This window comes from Pseudomonas sp. LAM2023 (genome assembly GCF_016620375.1).
Taxonomy (GTDB): Bacteria; Pseudomonadota; Gammaproteobacteria; order Pseudomonadales; family Pseudomonadaceae; genus Aquipseudomonas; species Aquipseudomonas anuradhapurensis.
Genome location: NZ_JAENHV010000009.1, coordinates 671,415 through 691,243 on the forward strand (window position 1 = coordinate 671,415; position 19,829 = coordinate 691,243).

A 19,829-nucleotide genomic window follows, 5' to 3' on the forward strand; every position below is an offset into this window, starting at 1 on the left:
TCAAGCCTGAGCGCTGGTGAATGACCCGCTTGCATTTACCCGGGTGCGACAGATGAAGCAGCAGCGTTTTTCCGAATCGCGGGCAAACTCAGGTCGATGTCAACGTGCCGTGCTGGTCGCCGCCACCCTGTTGGTGGCCGCCTGTTCGACACTGGGCCCCACCACCATCGAGCGTGATCGAACGGACTATGCGGGGGTCATAGCCACCACCTGGAAAGAACAGACCTTGCTCAATATCGTCAAGCTGCGGTACGCCGATGCACCGGTCTATCTTGAGGTTTCGTCGGTGATCAGCTCCACCGCCATCCAGAGCCAGGTGAACCTGTCCGCCAGCTGGTTCAGCGGTTTGCCTGCCGACGGCAATAGCCAGGCAATCGGCGCCTCCGGTGTCTACACGGATCGCCCGACCATCAGCTACACGCCGCTGTCTGGCGAGCGGTTTTCCCGCTATCTGCTTACCCCGCTGTCGCCAGCAGCGGTATTTTCCCTGATCCAGGCGGGCTATCCGGTGGACCGCGTACTGCATCTGACCACACGCGCCGCGAACGGCCTCTACAACCGTTCGAATTCGCCGTCCCGATTGCGTGCAGCAGACCCCCGCTTCTACGCCGTGCTGGATGCGCTTCGTCGCATCCAGCGCTCGGAAAAACTCGGCATGCGTATCAGCCAGCGCAGCGGCGATGACAGTGAATTGTTCCTGATCGCCGACACCACGTCAGCACAGCTCGAGGACGACCGTCGACTGGTGCGTGAGTACCTGCGCCTGCAGCCCGACAAGGAAGTCCTGCATCTGACCTTCGGCTCCGTGCAGAGGAGCGATACCGAAGTGGCGCTGCTGACCCGGTCGATGTCGGAAATCTTTGCGGAAATCGCCGCCACGATCGAGGCGCCCGCCATCCATGTACAAGAAGGGCGGGCCAACCCTGCACCCACCCTGCCAGTTACCAGCGAGTGGGACGCCCCGCTGGTGCGCATCCATTCCAGCGCGCACCAGCCAGGCGATGCCTATGCCGCCGTGCACTATCGCGACTACTGGTTCTGGATTGACGACCGCGACATGAAGTCCAAGTCCGAATTCCTGTTCATCCTGGTGCTGCTTTCCCTGGCTGAAACGGGCGTGGCCCCGGAAGTCCCGGTCATCACGGTACCGGCCAATTAATCCGGCAGAGGATAAAGGCTTTGCAACAGGCGGTCCTGGGCCGACAACGGGCCCAGGTAGCGCACGAACAGTTCCTCACCCCGCGCCCCCGCCAGCGCCTTGCTCAAGGCGCTGTCGACCAATAGGCGGAAATCGTCATCCCCGCGTGCCATGGGTAGCGCCACCCGGCTCATGACAAACATCCGCTCCGGAACCCACAACTGCTCACGCTCGGCTTGGCGCGCCTGATAGGCCAGCAGAACGACCCGGTCCCCCAGCAATGCGTCGACCTTGCGCTCGGCCACCCGCTGCACGCCTTCCTCGTAGGTCGACACCTCCTCAAGGGTGGATTGCAAGCCAAGCTGGCGTATCCGTTCATGGGCCCAGCGGCTGCTCAATGTGCCACGCAATACGGCAAAGCTGTGTTTGCTCAGCCCTGCGTTGATGGTTGCACGCCAGCGTGGGCCGCTGTCCTGCGCCTTGCCACTGAGTGGCCCCAGCAAGGTAGCCGGTGCGTCACGCCTGACCAGCACAGCCAGGCCTGAGGTAAAGACCGGGATGGAAAAATCCGCCACGGCACGTCGGCCAACGGTTTCCACCATCGGCGTACACACCAGGTCGACCTGCCCATCAGTCAAGGCTGGAACCACCTGTGCCTCTGCCAAAGCGCGCCAGCGCACCTGCAGGCCAGCAAGCCCAGGCGCCTGACGGATCCGCTCGACCACCGCCATGCACAGTTCCACGGCGTATCCCTGCGGGGATTGCTCACTACCTGACGAGAACGGCGCAAGGCCGTCCATGAACCCCAGGGTCAGCACCTGGCTGTGCCGTAACCGGTCCAGGACATCTGCAGTTGCCAATTCGCTGGCCGCTGCCCCGTACAACAACAGGCTTGCCAGGCACAAACCGGCGACTTTCGCACGATTTTTCACGACGCACCCCCGATCGTGTCCAGCACCTTGACGAAACGCTTGGCAATGAAGCCGAACAGCAGGTAGCCCAGCGCCATGATCAGCGCGGCGCCAAACACTGCCTCCAGGCCCGAGGCATACAGGGCGTAGAAGCAGTAGCACACGGCGACCACCATGATGATGGCGTTACGGCGAAAAATGTTCAGCGGCACCTGAGCCTTGTACATGATCACCAGCAATCCGGTGAGCGAGGTGATGTAGGGGATGATGTTGGTCACTGCCGCCAGGTTGACCAGCTTGCTGAACTGGGCAGTAGCATTCGGCGAAAGCGTCGACAGTGCGATCAGGCTTTGCAGCACGGCACAGGTCAACAAGCCCGCCAACGGCACGCCGCGCGCTGTGACGCGGGTGAAGAGCCGGGGAAACAGCCCCTCACCGGCGGTAACCTTGGCGGTTTCGGCCAGGGTGAATTGCCAGCCAAGCAATGACCCCACGCAGGCGATCACCGCCAGCCCCATGATCACGCTGCCGACAGTGTCGTTGAACATGCGCGCGTAGACCATGGCGAAGGGCGCGCTGGCATTGGCCAGCTCGGGGTTGGGCACGATCCCTTGAATGACACTGGTCGACAAGATGTACACCACGGCTGCGCCAAGGGTGCCGAACAGGCAAGCCAGGGGCACATTGCGCTTGGGGTTTTCCACCGCATCGGAGTTCTGCGCGGCCGACTCCATGCCGAGAAAGGCCCACAGCGTCAGCGGGATGCTGCTGGTAATGGCCTGGGCAACTGGCATCTGCCCTGGGTTCCATGCCTCCTCGAAGATGGCCGGGCTGAACCAGTGCCAGCCGATCAGGCTCAGCCCGGCAACCGGCACGATCACCCCCCACACGCTGATCGCCCCGAGCCGACCGGTGATCTTGGCGCCGCCCAGGTTGGCCAGGGTAGTGAACCAGATCAGCATGACCGCCCCCGCCAGCAGCGGCGCAGCACCGCTGCCTAGCCACGGGAAGAACGGCGTGAGGTAGCCCACCGCAGAGATGCCGATCGCCACGTTGCCGATCATCAACGAAAGAAAATACAGATACGAACACAGGAAAAAGGCCGACTTGCCGTGCGCTTGCTCGCTGTAGGCGGACATCCCGCCAGAACGCGTACAGTAGATGCCGCATTGGGCAAAACAGTAGGCGATGGCCATCGAACCCACAGCGGTGATCAGCCAGGACAGCAGCGACACCGCTCCGATCTGGGCCATGCTTGCCGGCAGCATGATGATGCCCGACCCCATCATGTTCACCGTTACCAGAGTGGTGAGCCCGACCAGGCTCATTTTCTTTGCTGGATCATCCATGCTGCTCACCTTCAGCCAAGCGTATCGATAGAACCGGCGATCGCGCACCACGCCATCATTCAGCGCTGCGCCCGAGCCGGCGAGCCCCTGGCAACGCACTCATCCCATGCAGTACCACGCTGAGCATGACGCAAGCGATGGTAGTAGCGATGATGGTAGCGCCTTCTTGCAATTGCGCATCCAGCACCAGCACGGCAAAGACGATGGAAGCAAGGCCGCGGGGCCCGAACCAGCCGATGAACAAACGGCTCTCGGCGGTGAGCGCGCTACCGCTCAAGCTGATCCAGACAGGTAGCATGCGCACCAGCGACAGGCTTGACAGGGCGTAGAACCATACCGAGGGCGACAGAATCTGCGATGCCTTGGGCGCCACGTAGGCACCGAACACCACCCAGGTCAGCAGTGACAACGCTTCAGCACAAGACTCGCCGGTGGCGAGCAGCGGCTGGGTTTCCTGCTTGAACCGGCAACCTGTCAGCAGCCCGGCACAGAATGCGGCGATGAAGCCACTGCCGCCCAATGCCTGGGCGCAGGCGAAACTCAGCAACGCCAGCGCCGGCATCACCAGCTGTTGCCACGCCTCGATCTGCAGGCAATGGCGTTGCGACAGGCGCAACAGCCCGCCCACCAGCAAGGCCAGCGCCACGCCCGTCAGGACACCGACGCCCAACTCCTCCAGGAACAGGTAACCGGCCAGGGCAAAAGGTACCGTCGAGTGCGCTTCCGTCACCAGGGCCAGCAGCAAGAGCAGCACCGGCACACAGATGCCGTCATTCAAACCGCTTTCGACATTCAGGCTTTCGCGCACATTGGCTGGAACCTCCGGGTTGCTGACCACGGCCTTGCCGAGGGCGGCATCGGTTGGCGCCAGTATCGTTGCCAGCAGCGCCATTTCCAGCCAGGGCATTTGCGGAAAGATCAGCCACGCGGCAAACCATCCCGCGATCAGCGTCAGCGGCAGGCCTATGGTCAGCAAGCGCAGCGGCAGGCTGCGGTAGTGGCGCAGCTGCGCCAGGTCGGCCTTGGCGGCATCACTGAACAGCAGGATGGCAAGGGTGAGTTCGGCCAGCAGGCGCAGATCGTTGCGGTCCAGCGCAAGGTTCAGCAGCCCAAGCCCGGAGGGGCCGACCGCCAGACCCGCCAGCAAAAACAGCAGAGGCCCGTTGATGGGTCTGGATTCAAGCGCGCCGGCCAGGCTGGCGTAGAGCACCAGCAAGGCGGCCAGAACAGCCAGGTTCTGATACATGGCCACGCCCCGAAAGCAAAAGCCTATGCAAGAACGCTATCACTGCATCTGCGGCGCGACGATGGAAAAAACGGCAGAAGTTATCCTAGGTCAATATTGCCGGTGATCAACACCTGCCAACTGCCGGCGGAGCACTTCGCCCTGGCTGGAATGGCCATTAGTTAACTTTTATCAAGCCCGCCCTGCGCTGCCTGGGTAAGGTGCACTGACCCATGTCCGGTGAAGGCACAGACCATGAACAGCACGCCTCCTACAAGAGTTCGCCTGTATGACGAGGAAGAACTGGACACAGTGCTGCGCGCGATGGCCCACCAGGCGTTGGCCTGCTTGCCTGCGTCCCGGCTGGCGCTGGTGGGCATCCAACGGCGCGGCGAGCCTTTGGCACAGCGCCTGCAATTGCACCTGCAGCAACTGACCGGTGCAGCGCCGTTGCCGCTCTATCCGGTCAAGGTCAAGCGCTATGCCGATGACCTCAGCATCCTGCACGCCCATACGCAGCTCACTGGCAACCCGGAACTCGGCAACCTCGACCTTGCCGGTACCACCCTGCTGGTTGTCGATGACGTGCTCTATGAAGGGTACTCGCTGCTGCGCACCTGCGCCTACCTGGCCGAACTGGGCGCGCGCCAGGTACTCAGCGCAGTGCTTGTCGACCGGCACGTCTGCCGCCAGCCGGTGCATGCCGATATCGTCGGCATTCACCTGCAGCTAGCGGCGCAGGATATCGTCGAATGCCATGTGCCGCCCTACGAGGCGCAATTCTGCGTGGAAGTGCTGCGCCACGGTCGAGCAGGCGATACCGCCTGACTCAGCGGGCAGCCGTGGGCCTGACCGTAAGGATGCTGCAGGGTGCCTGGCTGACCAGCCGTTCGGTGGTATCACCGATCAGTTTCGCCCAACGCTTGGCTTGCACCACGCCAACCACCACCACATCGATGTTCAAAGCGACAATTTGAGCCTTGATCACGCGCAACGGCGCGCCTTCGCTGAAATGCCGATGAGCGTGCACGATGCCATGGGCATCGGCCAACGCGTCGAAGGGCTGCTGGCGGGCGTCGCGCACCTCGTCGGCCCAGGGGCCGGCGAGGTCGGGATTGGCCAGCATGGCGATCGGCAGGTCGTAAGCAGAGAGCAGATGCAACTGCCCCCTGCACTGCGCCACCAGTTGTTGGCCTGCCGCCAGCAGCGCATGGTTGAGTGCATCATTTTCCGGCGAAGGGTTGGCAACATCTACCGCTACCAGGACGTTGCCAGGCACGGCCGGGGCGTTCGCCGGGACGAACAGCAGCGGCGCCGCGCTCGCGTGCAGCAGCACCTGGTCCAGCGAGTTGCGGGCGATCTGGTCGAGCAACGAGCAGCCGGGGCAAGCCTTGATCACCAGGTCAGGTGCATAGCGGGCGATGCAGGCAGGCAACAGGTCACGCGGGCTGAGGCTTTCGACGGCCTCGAAACTCAGCTGCAGCCCCAGCGCTGGCTGCTCGTCAAGCAGTGCCTGCAAGCCGGTACTGAAGTGCACGAAAGCGGCCGAAGGCAGCGGCGATTCCTGCAACGCGTGACGCAGCTGCAGCTCATTGGGTTCATGAATGCCCAGCACATGCAAGGACGCGCCTGAGGTCGTCGCCAAGGCCATGGCGCGATACAGTGCGGCGTTGGCCTGGACTTCGGTCATGATCAGCAGAATCCGGCGATACCGGTTCATCGGCCACCTCCCGGCGCGGAAACAAGGTTGTGCGCCCTTGCCATTGTCGGCGCGGGTGCTGGGCCATTCTTGATAAATATCAAGGCACCCGAGCGCCATCGCGCCACCCTACCCTTGAACCGCTGTGCCGTCATCGTGGCGGCCATCGCTGTGGAGGCCCTCATGAACGCTCTGTCGCGACTGTTACTGATCTGCCACCCAGACCTGCACCCCTCGCCTGCCTTGGCGCGTGCCCAAGCGTTGGCCAAGGCGACAGGCGCTACCTTGCACCTGGTGGTGCTGAGCCAACTGCCATCCCGCCTGGCCACCCTGGACCACGTGTTGCGCGGCAATGTCCGCAGGCAGGATGCCGAGCACCGCAAGGCCTGGCTGAACGACCAGGTCAAGGCGCTTGGCGAGCTAGGCACGACTGCCTATGCCGAAACCCTGGATGACGAAGACCCGCTCAAGGATCTGATCCGGCTGGCCCAGCTGCATCGGGTCGAGATGCTGATCAAGGATGTCCGCCACGAAACCCTCGTCAGCCGCGCCCTGCTTACACCCCTGGACTGGCAACTGTTGCGCCGCTGCCCGATCCCGCTGCACCTGGTGGCCCAGGCAGACACCACACTGCCAGCCCGGGTGCTGGCGGCAGTGGATCTGGTCGAGGACGACCACGCGGTGGCCAAGATCAACGAGCGCATCCTGCAACATGCACAGGTGTTGGCGCAGCGCTGCAAGGCGCAATTGCATGTGCTGCAGGCGTATGAGCCTGGCCCCAGCTTCCTGGCCTATGCCGCCGCGCCAGTGGCGTGGACCGAGGACCGCGTCGAGGAAATGACCGGTCGGGCGCGCGAACGCCTGGCGAAGTTCGCCAGCCACTACGGTATCAAGCCGGATCACCTGCATCTGGTGCGAGGCCCCGCGCGCAATGTTGTCAGCGAATACGCCAACCAGCATGCCTTCGATGTGGTGGTCATGGGGACGGTTTACCATGAGGGCATGACCAAGGTCATCGGCAGCACCACCGAGCAAAGCCTGTACAAGGTGCACTCCAGCCTACTGGCGATCCATGGTTGATTCACCGCCTGGTGTGCACGGCATCCTTGCGCAGGCAACCAGGCGGCAGGTTTCAATCGCGATGCCAGTCGACGCTCAGATACACCTCGCTGTCACTGTAACGGTAACTGCAGGTGCCGTCATAGGCGGCTTCCAGGTCATGGCCGATGCGGTTGGCCAGGTGCGTACCCGTGGTAGTCGCCAGCAGTTCGTCATCCTTGCAATCGACCGCGATCAGCCGTTCAAGCACATGCGTCTGCCGTTCTTGCTGTTCCGCATGGTGTATCAGCTGGCGGATCTCTTGCTCATGGGTTGCCAGGAAACGCCCGGATATGCGCACTTGTCCGGCCGCGGCACGGTCCTCGATACGGCGGCAGGCCGGGCAGACCGTCGCGTCCACCGGGCCGGGGCCAACAGGCCCATGCAGGTGCCATTCACCCTCGTGGTAGGCGGCACCACATTGCGGGCAACGCGCGCTACCGCCCGGGCGAAGCGGTGTGGCATAAGGATCGAAAGGGTGGGACTTGAACAATTTGTCCTTGCGGCTTTTCTGATACTTGTCCATCGGCGTGCTCACTTTGCAGGTTGTGAGGATCGCAGCCCTTGGCATGCGTTGACCTGCCCAGTGTCTGCCGGCCGGCGACACAGGACTTGATAATGGTCAAATCAAGGGGTACCCACGCTTTCGGGGTGCCGGCCATGAACGACGGAGCACAGTACATGAACCACATACCGCCTTTACTGTTTGCCTTGCAAGGTAGCGAGGGCTACGGCAGTGCCGTGGCGCAGCGTCTGGGCTGCAGGTTGTCGGCACATGAAGAACGGGACTACGAGGACGGTGAACACAAATGCTGGCCGAGCGAAGCGGTCGCAGGCCGAAGCGTCATCGTGGTTCATTCGCTCTATGGTGATACGCGCCACAGCGCCCACGACAAGCTGTGCCGGCTGCTGTTTTTCTGCGCGGCAATCAAGGATGCCGGTGCCATTCAGGTGACAGCGCTGACGCCTTATCTGTGTTATGGCCGCAAGGACCGCAAGGTAGAATTCCAGGATTCCACCATCACCCGCCATGTGGCCCGCCTGATGGAAAGCTGCGGCATCGACCGGGTGCTGGCGCTGGACGTGCATAACCCCAGCGCGTTCGACAATGCCTACCGCATCCCAGCCTGGAACCTGTCATGCGTGCAATTGTTTGCCCAGCGCATTGCCCCGCTGCTGGCAGAACAGCCGGTCACGGTAGTGTCGCCGGACATCGGCGGCGTCAAGCGCGCCGAGCACTTTCGCCAGGCGCTGGCACAATTGCTCGGCCGCCCGGTCAGCACCGCCCTGATGGAAAAGCACCGCCAGCACGAGGCCCTTAGCGGGGACTACCTGGTAGGCGATGTGACCGCAAGCACCGTGGTCATTTTCGATGACATGATCAGCACCGGCCAGACCCTTCTGCACGCTGCGCAGGCCTGCCGGCAGGCTGGCGCGACCCGTCTGCTGGCCGCCGCTACCCACGGCCTGTTCACCGCCGCAGCCCAGTTGTTCGACAGCAGCATGTTCGAGCGGATCCTGGTCAGCGACAGCATCGAGCCCTTTCGCCTGCCAGCGCATTGTCGGCAGGCACTGGTTATCGTCGACACCAGCGCCCTGGTCGCCACGCACCTGGCCCGCGGTCTCGGGCCAGCGGCATGAACAGGCGCATGCCGCTACACCACCAGGATGTTGCAGGGTACCTGGTACAGCACATGCTCGGTGGTGCTGCCGAACAGGCGGTCCAGCCCACGGGCCAGCGGCCGTCCCATGACAATGACGTCCACGGCTTGTGACTCGGCGTATTCGCCCAGCACCGCGACCGGCCGACCCAGTACGAAGTGGCGGCGTTCGGGCGGTGCTCCGAAACGCTCGGCCAGCGCCCTGAAATCGTCCTCGAGTGCCTGCCGCAAGGGGCCGGCGATATCGCCGATGGCCCAGGCGGAATAACCCATGTCACCCATGTAGGCCATCGACAGGTCACAGGCATGCAGCAGATCCAGTTGCGCCCCGGTCTGCAAGGCCAGGGCACTGGCTTGCCGGACGATACTGTCGTTGCGCGCCAGCCCTTCGTCCGAGGTATCGGCCACATCCACCGCGGCCACGACCTGGCGCGGCAATGCCGGCCTGGCGGCGCCCAGCAGGTAGACCGGGGTCGGGCAGTGGCGCAGCAACTGCCAGTCCAGCGGGGTGAAGAACGCGCGCTTGAGCACCGGCTCATGCTCGACCTGCTTGAGCAGCAGGTCGGGCTGCATCTCCTGCACATGCGCCAATATGTCGTCCTGCACGTCGCTGCTCCAGGCAACCTCGGTCGTGACCTGCACGCCCGAGGCGCGCAAGGCACTCACCTGGTTTTCCAGTTGTTCGTGTTGGGTTGCCAGATAGGCCTGCCTGGCAGCTTGATGATCACCCGTTTCCAGCAGCCTGAGTTTGTCCAGTGACTCCAGCAGGGCGACAATGTGCAGGCTGGCAGAACTTGAACGGGCCAGCGCAGCCGCCTGCTCCAGGGCGCCAGACTGGCGCAGCAGCGGGCGCATTACCAGCAGCAGGCGTTGATAGTGGCTCATGATTGCCTCCAACGGTCGGTTGGCCTGTCACTCAGGCAGCGGGGGTTGCATGGAAGGGGGGTTCTTTTCAGGGATATCGGTCATGGTGGCTTCGGTCAGCAGCAGGATGCTGGCGACCGAGACCGCATTTTCCAGGGCGATGCGCACTACCTTGGTGGGGTCGATGATGCCCGCCTCGTACAGGTCGACATAAGCGTTGGCTGCGGCATCGAAACCGATGCTACCCGTTTCGGCGAGCATCCGAGCCACCACCACGCCGGCATCCACGGCGGAATTCTCGGCGATCATCCGCGCCGGCGCTTCCAATGCACGCCGCAGAATCTGCAAGCCTGTACGCGTATCGCCTTCGCTGCCCGCCTCTTCGGCAAGCAATGCTGGCACCGCCTTGAGCAAGGCAAGGCCAGCGCCTGGCACGATGCCTTCGGCGATCGCCGCACGGGTGGCAGACAAGGCATCGTCCAAGGCGTCCTTGCGCGCCTTCATCTCGGCTTCGGAGGGCGCGCCAACGCGAATCACCGCAACCCCGCCGGCAAGCCTGGCCAGGCGTTCCTGCAGTTTTTCCCGGTCGTAATCACTGCTGCTCGCGTCGATCTGTGCACGGATCTGCGAAACGCGGGCAGCAACCGCTTGCTGGGTGCCCTTGCCGCCGATCAGCGCGGTGCTGTCCTTCAACACCACGGCGCGGTGAACCTGACCCAGCTGGGACAGTTGCAGATGTTCGAGATTGACGCCCAGCTCTGCCGATACCACGGTGGCGCCAGTGAGCACGGCAATGTCCTGGAGCATTTCCTTGCGCCGTTCACCAAAGCCTGGTGCTTTTACGGCTACCGCGCGCAACACGCCGCGAATCTGGTTGACCACCAACGTGGTCAGCGCCTCGCCGTCGATATCCTCGGCAATCACCACCAACGGCTGGCCGCTCTTCGCCACTTGCTCGAGCAGTGGCAGCAGGTCGGCCAATGCGCCAATCTTGTGGTCGCACAGCAGCACGCAGGCATCGGTCAGCTCGACCTGCATCTTCTCGGTATCGGTGACAAAGTACGGCGAAACATAACCTCTGTCGAAGCGCATGCCATCCATGATGTCGACCACTGTCTCGGTGGTCTTGGATTCCTCCACGCTCACTACACCTTCCACCCCGACCTTCTCCAGCGCATCGGCGACCAGCTGCCCGATCAAGGGATCGTTGTGCGCCGACAACGTGGCCACCTGGGCCTTTTCCTTGAGCGTACTGACCGCGCGTGACTGCGCCAGCAATGCCGCCATTACCAGCGCAAGGCCTTTGTCCAGGCCACGCTTGAGGTCGATGGCACTGGCGCCGGCCACCACATTACGCACGCCATCGGCCAGGATTGCATGGGCAAGTACCGTCGCGGTGCTGGTGCCATCGCCAACCGCCTCTCCGGTGCGCTCGGCCGCTTGGCGCAGCATCTGCGCCCCCAGGTTTTCCTCGGGGTCCTGCAGGTCGACCCGCTTGGCGATGGACACTCCGTCATTGCACACCGTCGGCCGTCCCCAGCTGTTTTGCATCAGTACCGATTTCGACTTGGGACCCAGGGTGACGCGCACGGCATCGGCGAGCTGGGTGGCGCCACTGAGGATTTTTTCCCGCGCAGCCGATCGGAAGAGGATTTTGCTATGCGGCATGATTTCGACTCCCGTACAGGCCAGGGGATGGACCACTCTGATGCTGCCAGCATCCCCTTCCCCTTCGCCTGGCGCTTGATTTTTATCAATCGCACCGGGTCATCACGCGCTTCAGCGCCGGTCCAGATGCCGGTACAAGGCGTCCTCCTGTTCAAAATGCAGCTTCACCAACGTGTCCAGGCGAATAAGCTGATGCTGGATCTCCTCGGCACTTGGCGTGGCTGCTGCCTGTGCGAAATCCCCGCTCATGCGCGCCAACAAATGGATCAACCGGAAAATTTCCCGGTGCGTGTGGCTCATCGCCGCAAGCGGATCCTCACCGCCTATGTACCGGCTCAGCAGTGGGTATAACCGACGCTCGTCATCCCGCTCATGCCGCTCCAGCACGTCATGTAATGCGGCAATGAGCGCAGCCAGGTCGGTGCGCGCCTGAAGCACAGGGCGGCTGGAAAAATCCCGAGCCATCTGGCTCAGGTCTGTCAAAAGGCTCTGCAGCTGCCGATGCTCGTCCTGCAGGCGGTCCAGGTCACCACTGGCAAGCCCGTTGCGGCCATCGCCGCCCCAGGGCCCGAGCGCGCGCAATGCATTGAGGATGATCAGCAGGTCGATGCCTTCCTGCAGCACGGCACCCATCACCGCTGGCAGGTAGCCTGCTGCGGCAATGAGCATCGCCAGCATTGACAAGCTCATGCCAACCCACACACCCTGCCGGGCGATATGCACGGCATTGCGGGCAATGTCCAGTGCCTCGACCAGGCGGCCCAGCCGGTCGACCAGCAGGACCACGCCGGCCGCCTGCGCCGAGGCAGTCACCCCCGCGGCCCCCATGGCTACACCGACATCGGCCGCAGCAAGCGCCGGTGCATCATTGATGCCATCGCCAACCATCAGTGTCGGCCTTTCGCGGCAACCTTCCCGCACCAGACGCGTCTTGTCTTCAGGCGAAAGGCCGGAACGCAGTTCATCAATACCCGCCCTCAAGGCAATCGTTTCGGCCGTTTGCGCCCGATCGCCCGTCAACATGACGATCTTGTCGATCCCCCGCGACCGCAGCAGGCGCAGGGTCTGAGGGGTCTCCTGGCGTACATCGTCGGCCAGCCGCAACATCGCTTTCAACTCGCCATCTATCGCCACGAAACTGCCACTGCTGGCCAGATAATCCAGTTGCCGCAAGCGCGCCTGCACCCAGCGATCATGGTCTTCCGCGCCCTGCACGTAGGCCAGGGTACCCAGGCGCACGGCCCTGCCCTGCACCTGGCCGGCAAGCCCCTGGCCTGGGCTTTCCTCTACCTGTTCCGGCGCCGTCAGCGCCAGGTCGCGCGAGCGGGCAGCGTGAACGACAGCCTGGGCAATCGGATGGGTGGATGCCTGGGCCAACGAAGCTGCCCATTGCAGTACCTGCAGCGGCATACCCTCCCCCTTGAGCTCAATCGACTGCAAGCGGGCTTGGCCGCTGGTCAAAGTGCCAGTCTTGTCGAGAAACACCTGGCGGACCCCGGCAAGCGCTTCCAGTACCTCACCGTCACGGACGAGGATATTGCGCCGAGCCGCGCGCGAAATGCCCGACAGAATGGCAATCGGTACAGCCAGGATCAGCGGGCATGGGGTGGCGACCACCAGCACGGCCAGCACCCTCTGGACGTCGCCACTGGCCCACCAGGCGAACGCCGCGAGCAGCACCGTCAGCGGAATGAACGCCAACGCGTAACGGTCGGCCAGGCGCACGAACGGTGCCCGCGACTGGCGTGCCGCCTCGGCCAGGCGCACGATGCCGGCATAGGTGCTGTGCGCCGCGGTATGTGTTGCCAGCAGCAATAGCGGCGCGCCGACATTGACCACTCCACTGGCAACCCGCTCGCCGGCATGGCGCGTTACCGGTAACGATTCGCCGGTCAATGCGGCCTCGTCCAGCGTTGCGTGAGCGCTCTGTAGCCGGCCATCCACCGGTACTATTTCGCCCAGGCGCACCAGCACGGTCTGCGCAGGTTGCACCTGATCCACCGCAACTTCACGCAGGCCGTCCTGTTCCTGAACCCAGGCATGCTGGGGCGCGCGATCGATCAGTGCGCGCAACTCACGCTCTGCATGCTGCAGGCTGAACGATTCCAGCGCACGACCAGTGGCCAGCATCAGTGCGAGCACGGCAGCCACCAGCATTTGCTCCAACGCCAAAGCGGCGGCGATTGACAGTAACGCAATCAGGTCGATGCCGGCTTGGCCCTTCGCCAGGCGCCTGGCCATTTCCACCGCCAGCACCAAGGCCATGATGGTGCCACCCGCCGCCCAGGCCACAGCGGCCCACGCAGGCCGTTGGACCGCATAGGCCATCCCCCCGGCCGCCAATGCCAGTACACAGGCCAGCAGCAGGCCGGGGTTCAACCATCGTAGCGCCATGGCGGCTACTTGCGTCTGGCCTGTTGCAGCAGTTGCTGGACCTGCTCCTGGGCCTGCGTCGCCCTGCGCAGCGCTTCGTTGGCCGTCTGCTCGACCAGGTCGATGCGGTAGCACACCTGGTCGGCACGCAAGCGGGCAGTGGCAGCGTTGTCCTCTGCCGACTCCAGGCGCGCGTCGTACTCTTCAGCGTGCCATGGGGTACAGGCGGCGCTGGCCAGCAGCAGGCTCGCCCACCCCACAAGCAGATAGCGTTGCATGGCCATACCCTCACGCGTGGCGGAATACCCCAAGTATCGGTGGCGAGGCCTGCGGTGGCCTGACATTTGTCAACCTGCGAAGGCGCGTGCAAGTTGTTCTGGCTGTCTTGACCTTTATCAATCACGCCGTTCGGCGCAAGGGTAGAAACAAAGACTCAGGGCCACCCGGCCCACCTCTTGACCTGCTACCGGAGCCGAACATGAACGACCTTGACTTGCGAGACCTGGTGCTCGAAGAGCTGGAATTCAAACCCGATATCAATGCCGCCAGCATCGGTGTGACTGTGCAGGACGGTGTGGTCACGCTGTCCGGCCATGTCAACAGCTACGCCCAGAAAGTCAGTGCCGAGCGCACCGTCAAAGCCATCAAAGGCGTGCGTGGGCTGGCCGAGGAAATCGAGGTACGCCTGAACAAGCTTGAAGGTACGGCGGACGACACGATTGCCAGTCGCGCCCTGAAAATCATCGCCTGGAGTTCGGATGCCAATGTGGAAGGCATCAAGGTCACCGTGCACAAAGGTACCGTGACCCTGGAAGGCCAACTCGACTGGCAATACCAGAAGGAGGAGCTCGAACAGGCGGTCTGGCGGCTGTCCGGCGTGGTCGGCGTGCACAACCGCATCACCCTCAAAGCCCGGGCTGACGTGGGTGATATCAAACGCCATATCGAAGACGCGCTCAAACGCAGTGCGGAAATCCAGGCCGAAGGCATTCGCGTCAGCGTCAACGGCGGCGTAGTCAGGCTGGAAGGCAAGGTGCACCTGCTGCGCGAGCGGGAGGTAGTCGAACGCGCAGCCTGGTCGGTGCCTGGTGTGAGCAAGGTCGAAGACTATCTGCTGATCGCCTAGCCTTGCAGCGTGGTGGAGGGATGAGCATGAACAAGGACCAGCCCTGGAAGTTCTATCTGCTGGCAGTCGGCTTGTCGGTGCTGGCGGCGGTCCAGTTCGGTCTGTTCAGCCAACCGTCGGTGCAGGCCATCCCTTACAGCCAGTTCCTGCAGTTGCTGGAACAGCAGAAGGTCAGTGACCTGCGCGTCGAGCACGAGCGCATCCTGGGCAAGCTGCAGGAGCCCATCAACGGGCGCTCGGCGTTCTCGACGGTACGTGTCGACCCGGCGTTGAGTGAACAGCTGGGGCGCTCGGGCGTGGCGTTCACCGGCGTTGCCGAAGACAGCACGGTGGCGAATGTACTGGGCTGGTTCATGCCGCTGCTGATGATGCTGGCGCTGTGGTACTTCCTGTTCCGTGGCCTCGGCCAGAAACAGGGCCTGGGCGGGTTGATGGGCGTCGGCAAGTCACGCGCCCGTGTCTATGTCGAGCAGGACACCAAGGTGACCTTCGCCGATGTGGCCGGCATCGATGACGTCAAGCAGGAGCTGACCGAAATCGTCTCCTTCCTGCAGAACCAGGCTTGGTACGCCCGTCTGGGGGCCCATGTGCCGAAGGGTACCCTGCTGGTCGGCCCACCCGGTACCGGCAAGACCCTGGTCGCCAAAGCCATCGCCGGGGAAGCTGCCGTGCCGTTCTTCTCGATCTCCGGCTCGGAGTTCGTGGAAATGTTCGTTGGCGTGGGCGCTGCGCGGGTGCGCGACCTGTTTGAACAGGCCCGCCAGGCGGCACCTTGCATCATTTTCATCGATGAACTGGACGCCTTGGGCAAGATGCGCGGCATCGGCAGTTTCGGCGGCAATGACGAGAAGGAACAGACCCTCAACCAACTGCTGGCCGAGCTGGATGGCTTCGACCCGCGTGAAGGCGTGGTGCTGCTGGCGGCGACCAACCGCCCCGAGGTGCTCGACCCGGCACTGCTGCGCGCCGGGCGCTTCGACCGACAGATCCTCATCGACCGGCCCGACCGCAAGGGCCGCCTGGCGATTCTCAAGGTGCACCTGCACAAGATCGTCTACAAGCACGACCTGGACTGCGAGCGCATTGCCGAAATCACCCCCGGACTGACCGGCGCCGACCTGGCCAACCTGGTCAACGAGGCGGCCATCGTCGCCACCCGGCGCGCCAGCCAATGGGTTGAACTGCAGGACTTCACTGCGGCGATCGAACGCCTGGTGGCGGGCGTCGAACGCAAGGGCAGCGTGCTGCGCAGCGACGAACGCCAGGTAGTGGCATACCACGAAATGGGCCATGCCCTGGCCGCCAGCAGCCTGCCGGCCATGGACCCGGTGCACAAGGTGTCGATCATTCCCCGCGCTGCCGGCGCGCTGGGGTATACCTTGCAACGGCCGACCGATGACCGCTTCCTGATCAGCACGCAGATGCTGCGCGACCGCATGGTGGTGCTGATGGCCGGGCGCGCCGCTGAAAGCCTGGCGTTCGGCCAGGTGTCCACCGGCGCTGCCGACGACCTGGGGCGTGCCACCGATATCGCCCGGCAACTGATCACCCGCTTCGGCATGAGCCCGACGTTGGGCCAGGCGGTGCTGGAGCGGCAACAGGCAAGCTATCTGGGCGAATCGATCTTGCGCCAGGAACGCAAGGACTACTCGGAACAGACCGCTCGCGAGATCGACCTGGGCATCCGAGACTTGCTGGAAGAAGCCTATGGCCGCGCCCGGGCATTGCTCGAACAACGCCGCGACGATCTGGAAGCAGGTGCGCGCCTGTTGCTTGCCAGGGAGACCATCACCCCCGAGGAATTCCCGCCATTGCTGCCGCAGGCCAGTGAGACGGCCACCTATACTCTGGTCGACACCTCGAAATGAACCGTCAGGGCCAGCCAGGGTATCTGCAATGCTGACCGTCACCTTGATCAACATGCTGGTGGTGATTGTGGTGGTGATCATTCACTACGAATGCCTGCTGCGCCTGAACGACTGGCTCCCGCGGCTCAAGCTGTGGAGCCGGTTTCGCATAGTGCTGGGGGTATTCGGCGCGCTGCTGGCGCATGCCCTGGAAGTGTGGTGCTTCGCAGTGGTCTACTACCTGATGAACCATGCCGAGGGCTGGGGCAGGCTCAGCGGCAACTTCGACGGCAGTCTGCTCGATTGTGTGTACTTTTCCTTCACCACCTACACCACGATAGGCTTCGGCGATATTGCCCCCAGCGGCCATCTCAAATACCTCACTGGCCTGCAGGCGTTGACGGGCCTGGTGCTGATCACCTGGACCGCCTCGTTCCTGTTCCTCGAGATGCAGAAGTACTGGAAGGCCAAGTAACACCCGTCACCCACGGTTCGCCGGCGAGGTCCAGCGCCACTGGGCCACCTCCGGCATATCCTCACCATGCTCGATCAGGTACAGCTTGTGCTTCTCCATGGTCGACCAGTAGCGGGCCCGCGCCTGTTCCACTTGGGGCTGCAGGCGCGGTACATGCTCGAAGACATCGAGTACCAGCTGGTAGCGGTCCAGATTGTTGATCACCGCCATGTCGAACGGCGTGGTGGTAGCACCCTCTTCGCGAAAACCTCGCACATGGAACCGTTGGGGGTTGGCACGCTTGTAGATCAGGCGATGCACCAATGCCGGGTAACCATGGAAGGCAAAGATCACCGGCTGATCCTCGGTGAACAAGGCAGTGAAGTCACGGTCGGACAAGCCGTGGGGGTGCTGTTGCGACACCTGCAGCGCCATCAGATCGACAACATTCACCACTCTCAGCCGCACCTCAGGCGCCTGTTCGCGAAGCAGCGTCACCGCTGCCAGCACCTCCAGCGTCGGCACATCGCCGGCGCAGGCGAGCACCACCTCGGGCGCATCGTCATCATGGCTGGCCCAGGCCCAGCGACCGATACCCGCCTGGCAATGCACCGCAGCGGCTTCCCCGTCGAGCCATTGCCATTCCAGCTGCTTGCCGGCAACGATGACATTGATGTAGTTGCGGCTGCGCAAGCAATGCTCGGCCACTGACAACAGGCAGTTGGCATCAGGGGGCAGGTAGATTCGCGCAACATTGGCCTTCTTGTTGGCCAGCAGGTCGAGGAAGCCAGGGTCCTGGTGCGAGAAGCCGTTGTGGTCCTGGCGCCACACATGCGAAGTCAGCAGGATGTTCAACGACGCAATCGGCTTGCGCCACGGCACCTCGGCAGCGGTCTTGAGCCATTTGGCATGTTGATTGATCATCGAATCGACAATGTGGATGAAGGCTTCGTAGCAGGAGAACAGGCCGTGCCGGCCGGTCAACAGGTAGCCCTCCAGCCAGCCCTCACAGATGTGCTCACTGAGTATTTCCATGACCCGGCCCTGTGCCGAAAGGTGTTTGTCATCGCTACCGCAGGTATCCAGCCACATCTTGTCGGCAGCCTCGAACACTGCGTCCAGACGGTTGGACGCCGTTTCATCGGGGCCGAACAGTCGGAAGTTGTGGGACAACCGGCTGTTTTTCATGACATCGCATACATACCTGCCCAACACCCTGGTCGCCTCGGCCCGTACCTGCCCCGGCCCTGTCATCGACACGCAATAGTCCGCGTAGCGCGGAAGATCCAGCGCCCGCAGCAGCATCCCCCCGTTGGCATGCGGGTTCGCACTCATGCGCCGGCGGCCGCAAGGCGCCAGCGCGGCCAGCTCGGGCAGCAACGCGCCTTGCGCGTCAAACAGCTCTTGCGGACGGTAGCTTTCCAGCCATTGCTGCAGCTGTAGCAAGTGCGTCGCTTGGCCAAGGTCCGCCAGGGGTAACTGATGGGAGCGACAGGTACCTTCGACGCGCTGCCCGTCGACGTATCTGGGCCCGGTCCATCCCTTGGGCGTACGCAGCACAAGCACCGGCCACAAAGGCCTGTCGATGGCCTGAGGGTTTTCGGCGTGGCGCGCAAGGCGCTGAATCTGGCAGATCTTCTCGTAGATGACCTCCAGAGTCCTGGCCAATGCGCGGTGGACCTCCATGGGTTCATCACCTTCGACGAAATAGGGGTCATAGCCATACCCGTACATCAGGCTGGTCAACTCATCTTCGCTGATCATGGACAGCACAGTCGGGTTGGCGATCTTGTAGCCATTCAGATGCAGAATTGGCAGTACCGCCCCGTCCCGGGCGGGGTTGAGAAACTTGTTGCAGTGCCAGCTGGCTGCCAGCGCGCCGGTTTCCGCCTCACCATCGCCAATGACGCACGCCACGATCAATTGTGGATTGTCCAGCGCAGCACCATAGGCATGCACCAACGAGTAACCCAGCTCTCCCCCTTCGTGGATGGAGCCTGGGACATGCGGGCCGACATGGCTGCCAATACCATAGGGCCATGAAAACTGCCGAAACAGCCGGGTCATGCCAAGCACATTGCGTTCGATCGCAGGGTTCAGCTCGGTATAGGTACCGTCAAGATAGGCCTGGGCAACCAAGGCCGGCCCCCCGTGGCCGGGGCCGGTGACGAACAGGACGTTGAGGTCGTACTGGCGTATCAGCCGGTTCAGATGGGTATAGATCAGGTTGAGCCCCGGTGAAGTTCCCCAGTGTCCCAGCAACCTGGGCTTGATGTCGGCCAGCGTCAGCGGGCTTGCCAACAAGGCGTTACCCTGCAGGTAGATCTGGCCAACGGTCAGGTAATTGGCGGCTCGCCAATAGGCATCCAGCCCTTCAAGTTCCTCGGTACTGGGAAAATCGCTCATGCTCGCCTCC

General features: G+C 63.2%; 17 protein-coding genes. 7 read left to right on the forward strand and 10 right to left on the reverse strand.

The features are described 5' to 3' along the window. The first annotated feature begins 52 nt into the window (after window positions 1–52). Window positions 53–1,159, forward strand: a complete 1,107-nt coding sequence (locus JKP78_RS03085) for a hypothetical protein (RefSeq protein WP_225931947.1) — start codon at window positions 53–55, stop codon at window positions 1,157–1,159. Here JKP78_RS03085 and JKP78_RS03090 read toward each other — a convergent pair. Genes JKP78_RS03090 through JKP78_RS03100 form a run of 3 tightly spaced genes read right to left on the reverse strand, consistent with a single transcriptional unit; the run spans window position 1,156 to window position 4,644 of the window. Next, a complete protein-coding gene (locus JKP78_RS03090; RefSeq protein ID WP_325166768.1) occupies window positions 1,156–2,070 on the reverse strand; it encodes a transporter substrate-binding domain-containing protein in 915 nt (304 codons plus the stop codon). The two genes, JKP78_RS03085 and JKP78_RS03090, sit on opposite strands and share 4 nt — an antisense overlap. Next, a complete protein-coding gene (gene potE, locus JKP78_RS03095; RefSeq protein ID WP_200626042.1) occupies window positions 2,067–3,398 on the reverse strand; it encodes a putrescine-ornithine antiporter in 1,332 nt (443 codons plus the stop codon). The genes JKP78_RS03090 and potE overlap by 4 nt, the downstream gene beginning before the upstream one ends. Before the next feature lie 55 nt (window positions 3,399–3,453). After that, the gene (locus JKP78_RS03100) at window positions 3,454–4,644 is read right to left on the reverse strand and encodes a cation:proton antiporter (RefSeq protein ID WP_200626043.1); all 1,191 of its coding nucleotides are present in this window, start codon (window positions 4,642–4,644) and stop codon (window positions 3,454–3,456) included. Between the two features lie 234 nt (window positions 4,645–4,878). On the opposite strand from JKP78_RS03100, the gene JKP78_RS03105 reads away from it, so the two are divergent. Next, window positions 4,879–5,451, forward strand: coding sequence for a phosphoribosyltransferase family protein (locus JKP78_RS03105; RefSeq protein WP_186684859.1), 573 nt, complete (start codon window positions 4,879–4,881; stop codon window positions 5,449–5,451). A 1-nt stretch (window position 5,452) separates the two neighbouring features. On the opposite strand, the gene JKP78_RS03110 is transcribed toward JKP78_RS03105, so the two are convergent. After that, the gene (locus JKP78_RS03110; protein ID WP_186684857.1) at window positions 5,453–6,343 is read right to left on the reverse strand and encodes a universal stress protein; all 891 of its coding nucleotides are present in this window, start codon (window positions 6,341–6,343) and stop codon (window positions 5,453–5,455) included. A gap of 69 nt (window positions 6,344–6,412) precedes the next feature. On the opposite strand from JKP78_RS03110, the gene JKP78_RS03115 reads away from it, so the two are divergent. Next, the gene (locus JKP78_RS03115; protein ID WP_200626044.1) at window positions 6,413–7,402 is read left to right on the forward strand and encodes a universal stress protein; all 990 of its coding nucleotides are present in this window, start codon (window positions 6,413–6,415) and stop codon (window positions 7,400–7,402) included. Window positions 7,403–7,454: 52 nt separating this feature from the next. Here the strand turns inward: JKP78_RS03115 and JKP78_RS03120 are convergent, their stop codons facing one another. Beyond that, the gene (locus JKP78_RS03120) at window positions 7,455–7,946 is read right to left on the reverse strand and encodes a BCAM0308 family protein (protein ID WP_225931945.1); all 492 of its coding nucleotides are present in this window, start codon (window positions 7,944–7,946) and stop codon (window positions 7,455–7,457) included. Window positions 7,947–8,101: 155 nt separating this feature from the next. Here JKP78_RS03120 and JKP78_RS03125 point away from each other — a divergent pair, with 155 nt between their 5' ends. Beyond that, window positions 8,102–9,061 (forward strand): ribose-phosphate diphosphokinase, encoded by a 960-nt coding sequence (locus JKP78_RS03125; protein ID WP_200626158.1) that lies wholly within the window; start codon window positions 8,102–8,104, stop codon window positions 9,059–9,061. Window positions 9,062–9,075: 14 nt separating this feature from the next. On the opposite strand, the gene JKP78_RS03130 is transcribed toward JKP78_RS03125, so the two are convergent. From JKP78_RS03130 to JKP78_RS03145, 4 genes are all read right to left on the reverse strand, one after another. Then, entirely contained in the window at window positions 9,076–9,966 is an 891-nt protein-coding gene (locus JKP78_RS03130; RefSeq protein WP_170029630.1) for a universal stress protein, read from the reverse strand. A 27-nt stretch (window positions 9,967–9,993) separates the two neighbouring features. Further along, window positions 9,994–11,613, reverse strand: a complete 1,620-nt coding sequence (groL, locus tag JKP78_RS03135; RefSeq protein ID WP_186674385.1) for a chaperonin GroEL — start codon at window positions 11,611–11,613, stop codon at window positions 9,994–9,996. Window positions 11,614–11,724: 111 nt separating this feature from the next. Then, complete coding sequence (locus JKP78_RS03140) at window positions 11,725–14,007, reverse strand: heavy metal translocating P-type ATPase (RefSeq protein ID WP_200626045.1); 2,283 nt, start codon at window positions 14,005–14,007, stop codon at window positions 11,725–11,727. Between the two features lie 5 nt (window positions 14,008–14,012). Continuing rightward, entirely contained in the window at window positions 14,013–14,264 is a 252-nt protein-coding gene (locus JKP78_RS03145) for a hypothetical protein (RefSeq protein ID WP_170029627.1), read from the reverse strand. A 200-nt stretch (window positions 14,265–14,464) separates the two neighbouring features. Between JKP78_RS03145 and JKP78_RS03150 the strand changes: the two genes are divergently transcribed. Genes JKP78_RS03150 through JKP78_RS03160 form a run of 3 tightly spaced genes read left to right on the forward strand, consistent with a single transcriptional unit; the run spans window position 14,465 to window position 17,434 of the window. Next, window positions 14,465–15,112 (forward strand): BON domain-containing protein, encoded by a 648-nt coding sequence (locus tag JKP78_RS03150; protein ID WP_170029626.1) that lies wholly within the window; start codon window positions 14,465–14,467, stop codon window positions 15,110–15,112. A 20-nt stretch (window positions 15,113–15,132) separates the two neighbouring features. After that, a complete protein-coding gene (gene ftsH, locus JKP78_RS03155; protein WP_186684848.1) occupies window positions 15,133–16,980 on the forward strand; it encodes an ATP-dependent zinc metalloprotease FtsH in 1,848 nt (615 codons plus the stop codon). A 28-nt stretch (window positions 16,981–17,008) separates the two neighbouring features. Next, a complete protein-coding gene (locus JKP78_RS03160; RefSeq protein ID WP_186684846.1) occupies window positions 17,009–17,434 on the forward strand; it encodes a potassium channel family protein in 426 nt (141 codons plus the stop codon). A gap of 6 nt (window positions 17,435–17,440) precedes the next feature. Here JKP78_RS03160 and JKP78_RS03165 read toward each other — a convergent pair whose 3' ends face one another. Continuing rightward, window positions 17,441–19,819, reverse strand: a complete 2,379-nt coding sequence (locus tag JKP78_RS03165; RefSeq protein WP_186674389.1) for a phosphoketolase family protein — start codon at window positions 19,817–19,819, stop codon at window positions 17,441–17,443. Between the last annotated feature and the right edge of the window lie 10 nt (window positions 19,820–19,829).

Bases quoted from the DNA above. Each gene is read 5' to 3' on its own strand.
- JKP78_RS03085 (WP_225931947.1), top strand. From the start codon at position 53: ATGAAGCAGCAGCGTTTTTCCGAATCGCGGGCAAACTCAGGTCGATGT.
- potE (WP_200626042.1), bottom strand. From the start codon at position 3,398: ATGGATGATCCAGCAAAGAAAATGAGCCTGGTCGGGCTCACCACTCTG.
- JKP78_RS03100 (WP_200626043.1), bottom strand. From the start codon at position 4,644: ATGTATCAGAACCTGGCTGTTCTGGCCGCCTTGCTGGTGCTCTACGCC.
- JKP78_RS03105 (WP_186684859.1), top strand. From the start codon at position 4,879: ATGAACAGCACGCCTCCTACAAGAGTTCGCCTGTATGACGAGGAAGAA.
- JKP78_RS03110 (WP_186684857.1), bottom strand. From the start codon at position 6,343: ATGAACCGGTATCGCCGGATTCTGCTGATCATGACCGAAGTCCAGGCC.
- JKP78_RS03120 (WP_225931945.1), bottom strand. From the start codon at position 7,946: ATGGACAAGTATCAGAAAAGCCGCAAGGACAAATTGTTCAAGTCCCAC.
- JKP78_RS03125 (WP_200626158.1), top strand. From the start codon at position 8,102: ATGAACCACATACCGCCTTTACTGTTTGCCTTGCAAGGTAGCGAGGGC.
- JKP78_RS03130 (WP_170029630.1), bottom strand. From the start codon at position 9,966: ATGAGCCACTATCAACGCCTGCTGCTGGTAATGCGCCCGCTGCTGCGC.
- groL (WP_186674385.1), bottom strand. From the start codon at position 11,613: ATGCCGCATAGCAAAATCCTCTTCCGATCGGCTGCGCGGGAAAAAATC.
- JKP78_RS03140 (WP_200626045.1), bottom strand. From the start codon at position 14,007: ATGGCGCTACGATGGTTGAACCCCGGCCTGCTGCTGGCCTGTGTACTG.
- JKP78_RS03145 (WP_170029627.1), bottom strand. From the start codon at position 14,264: ATGCAACGCTATCTGCTTGTGGGGTGGGCGAGCCTGCTGCTGGCCAGC.
- JKP78_RS03150 (WP_170029626.1), top strand. From the start codon at position 14,465: ATGAACGACCTTGACTTGCGAGACCTGGTGCTCGAAGAGCTGGAATTC.
- ftsH (WP_186684848.1), top strand. From the start codon at position 15,133: ATGAGCATGAACAAGGACCAGCCCTGGAAGTTCTATCTGCTGGCAGTC.
- JKP78_RS03160 (WP_186684846.1), top strand. From the start codon at position 17,009: ATGCTGACCGTCACCTTGATCAACATGCTGGTGGTGATTGTGGTGGTG.
- JKP78_RS03165 (WP_186674389.1), bottom strand. From the start codon at position 19,819: ATGAGCGATTTTCCCAGTACCGAGGAACTTGAAGGGCTGGATGCCTAT.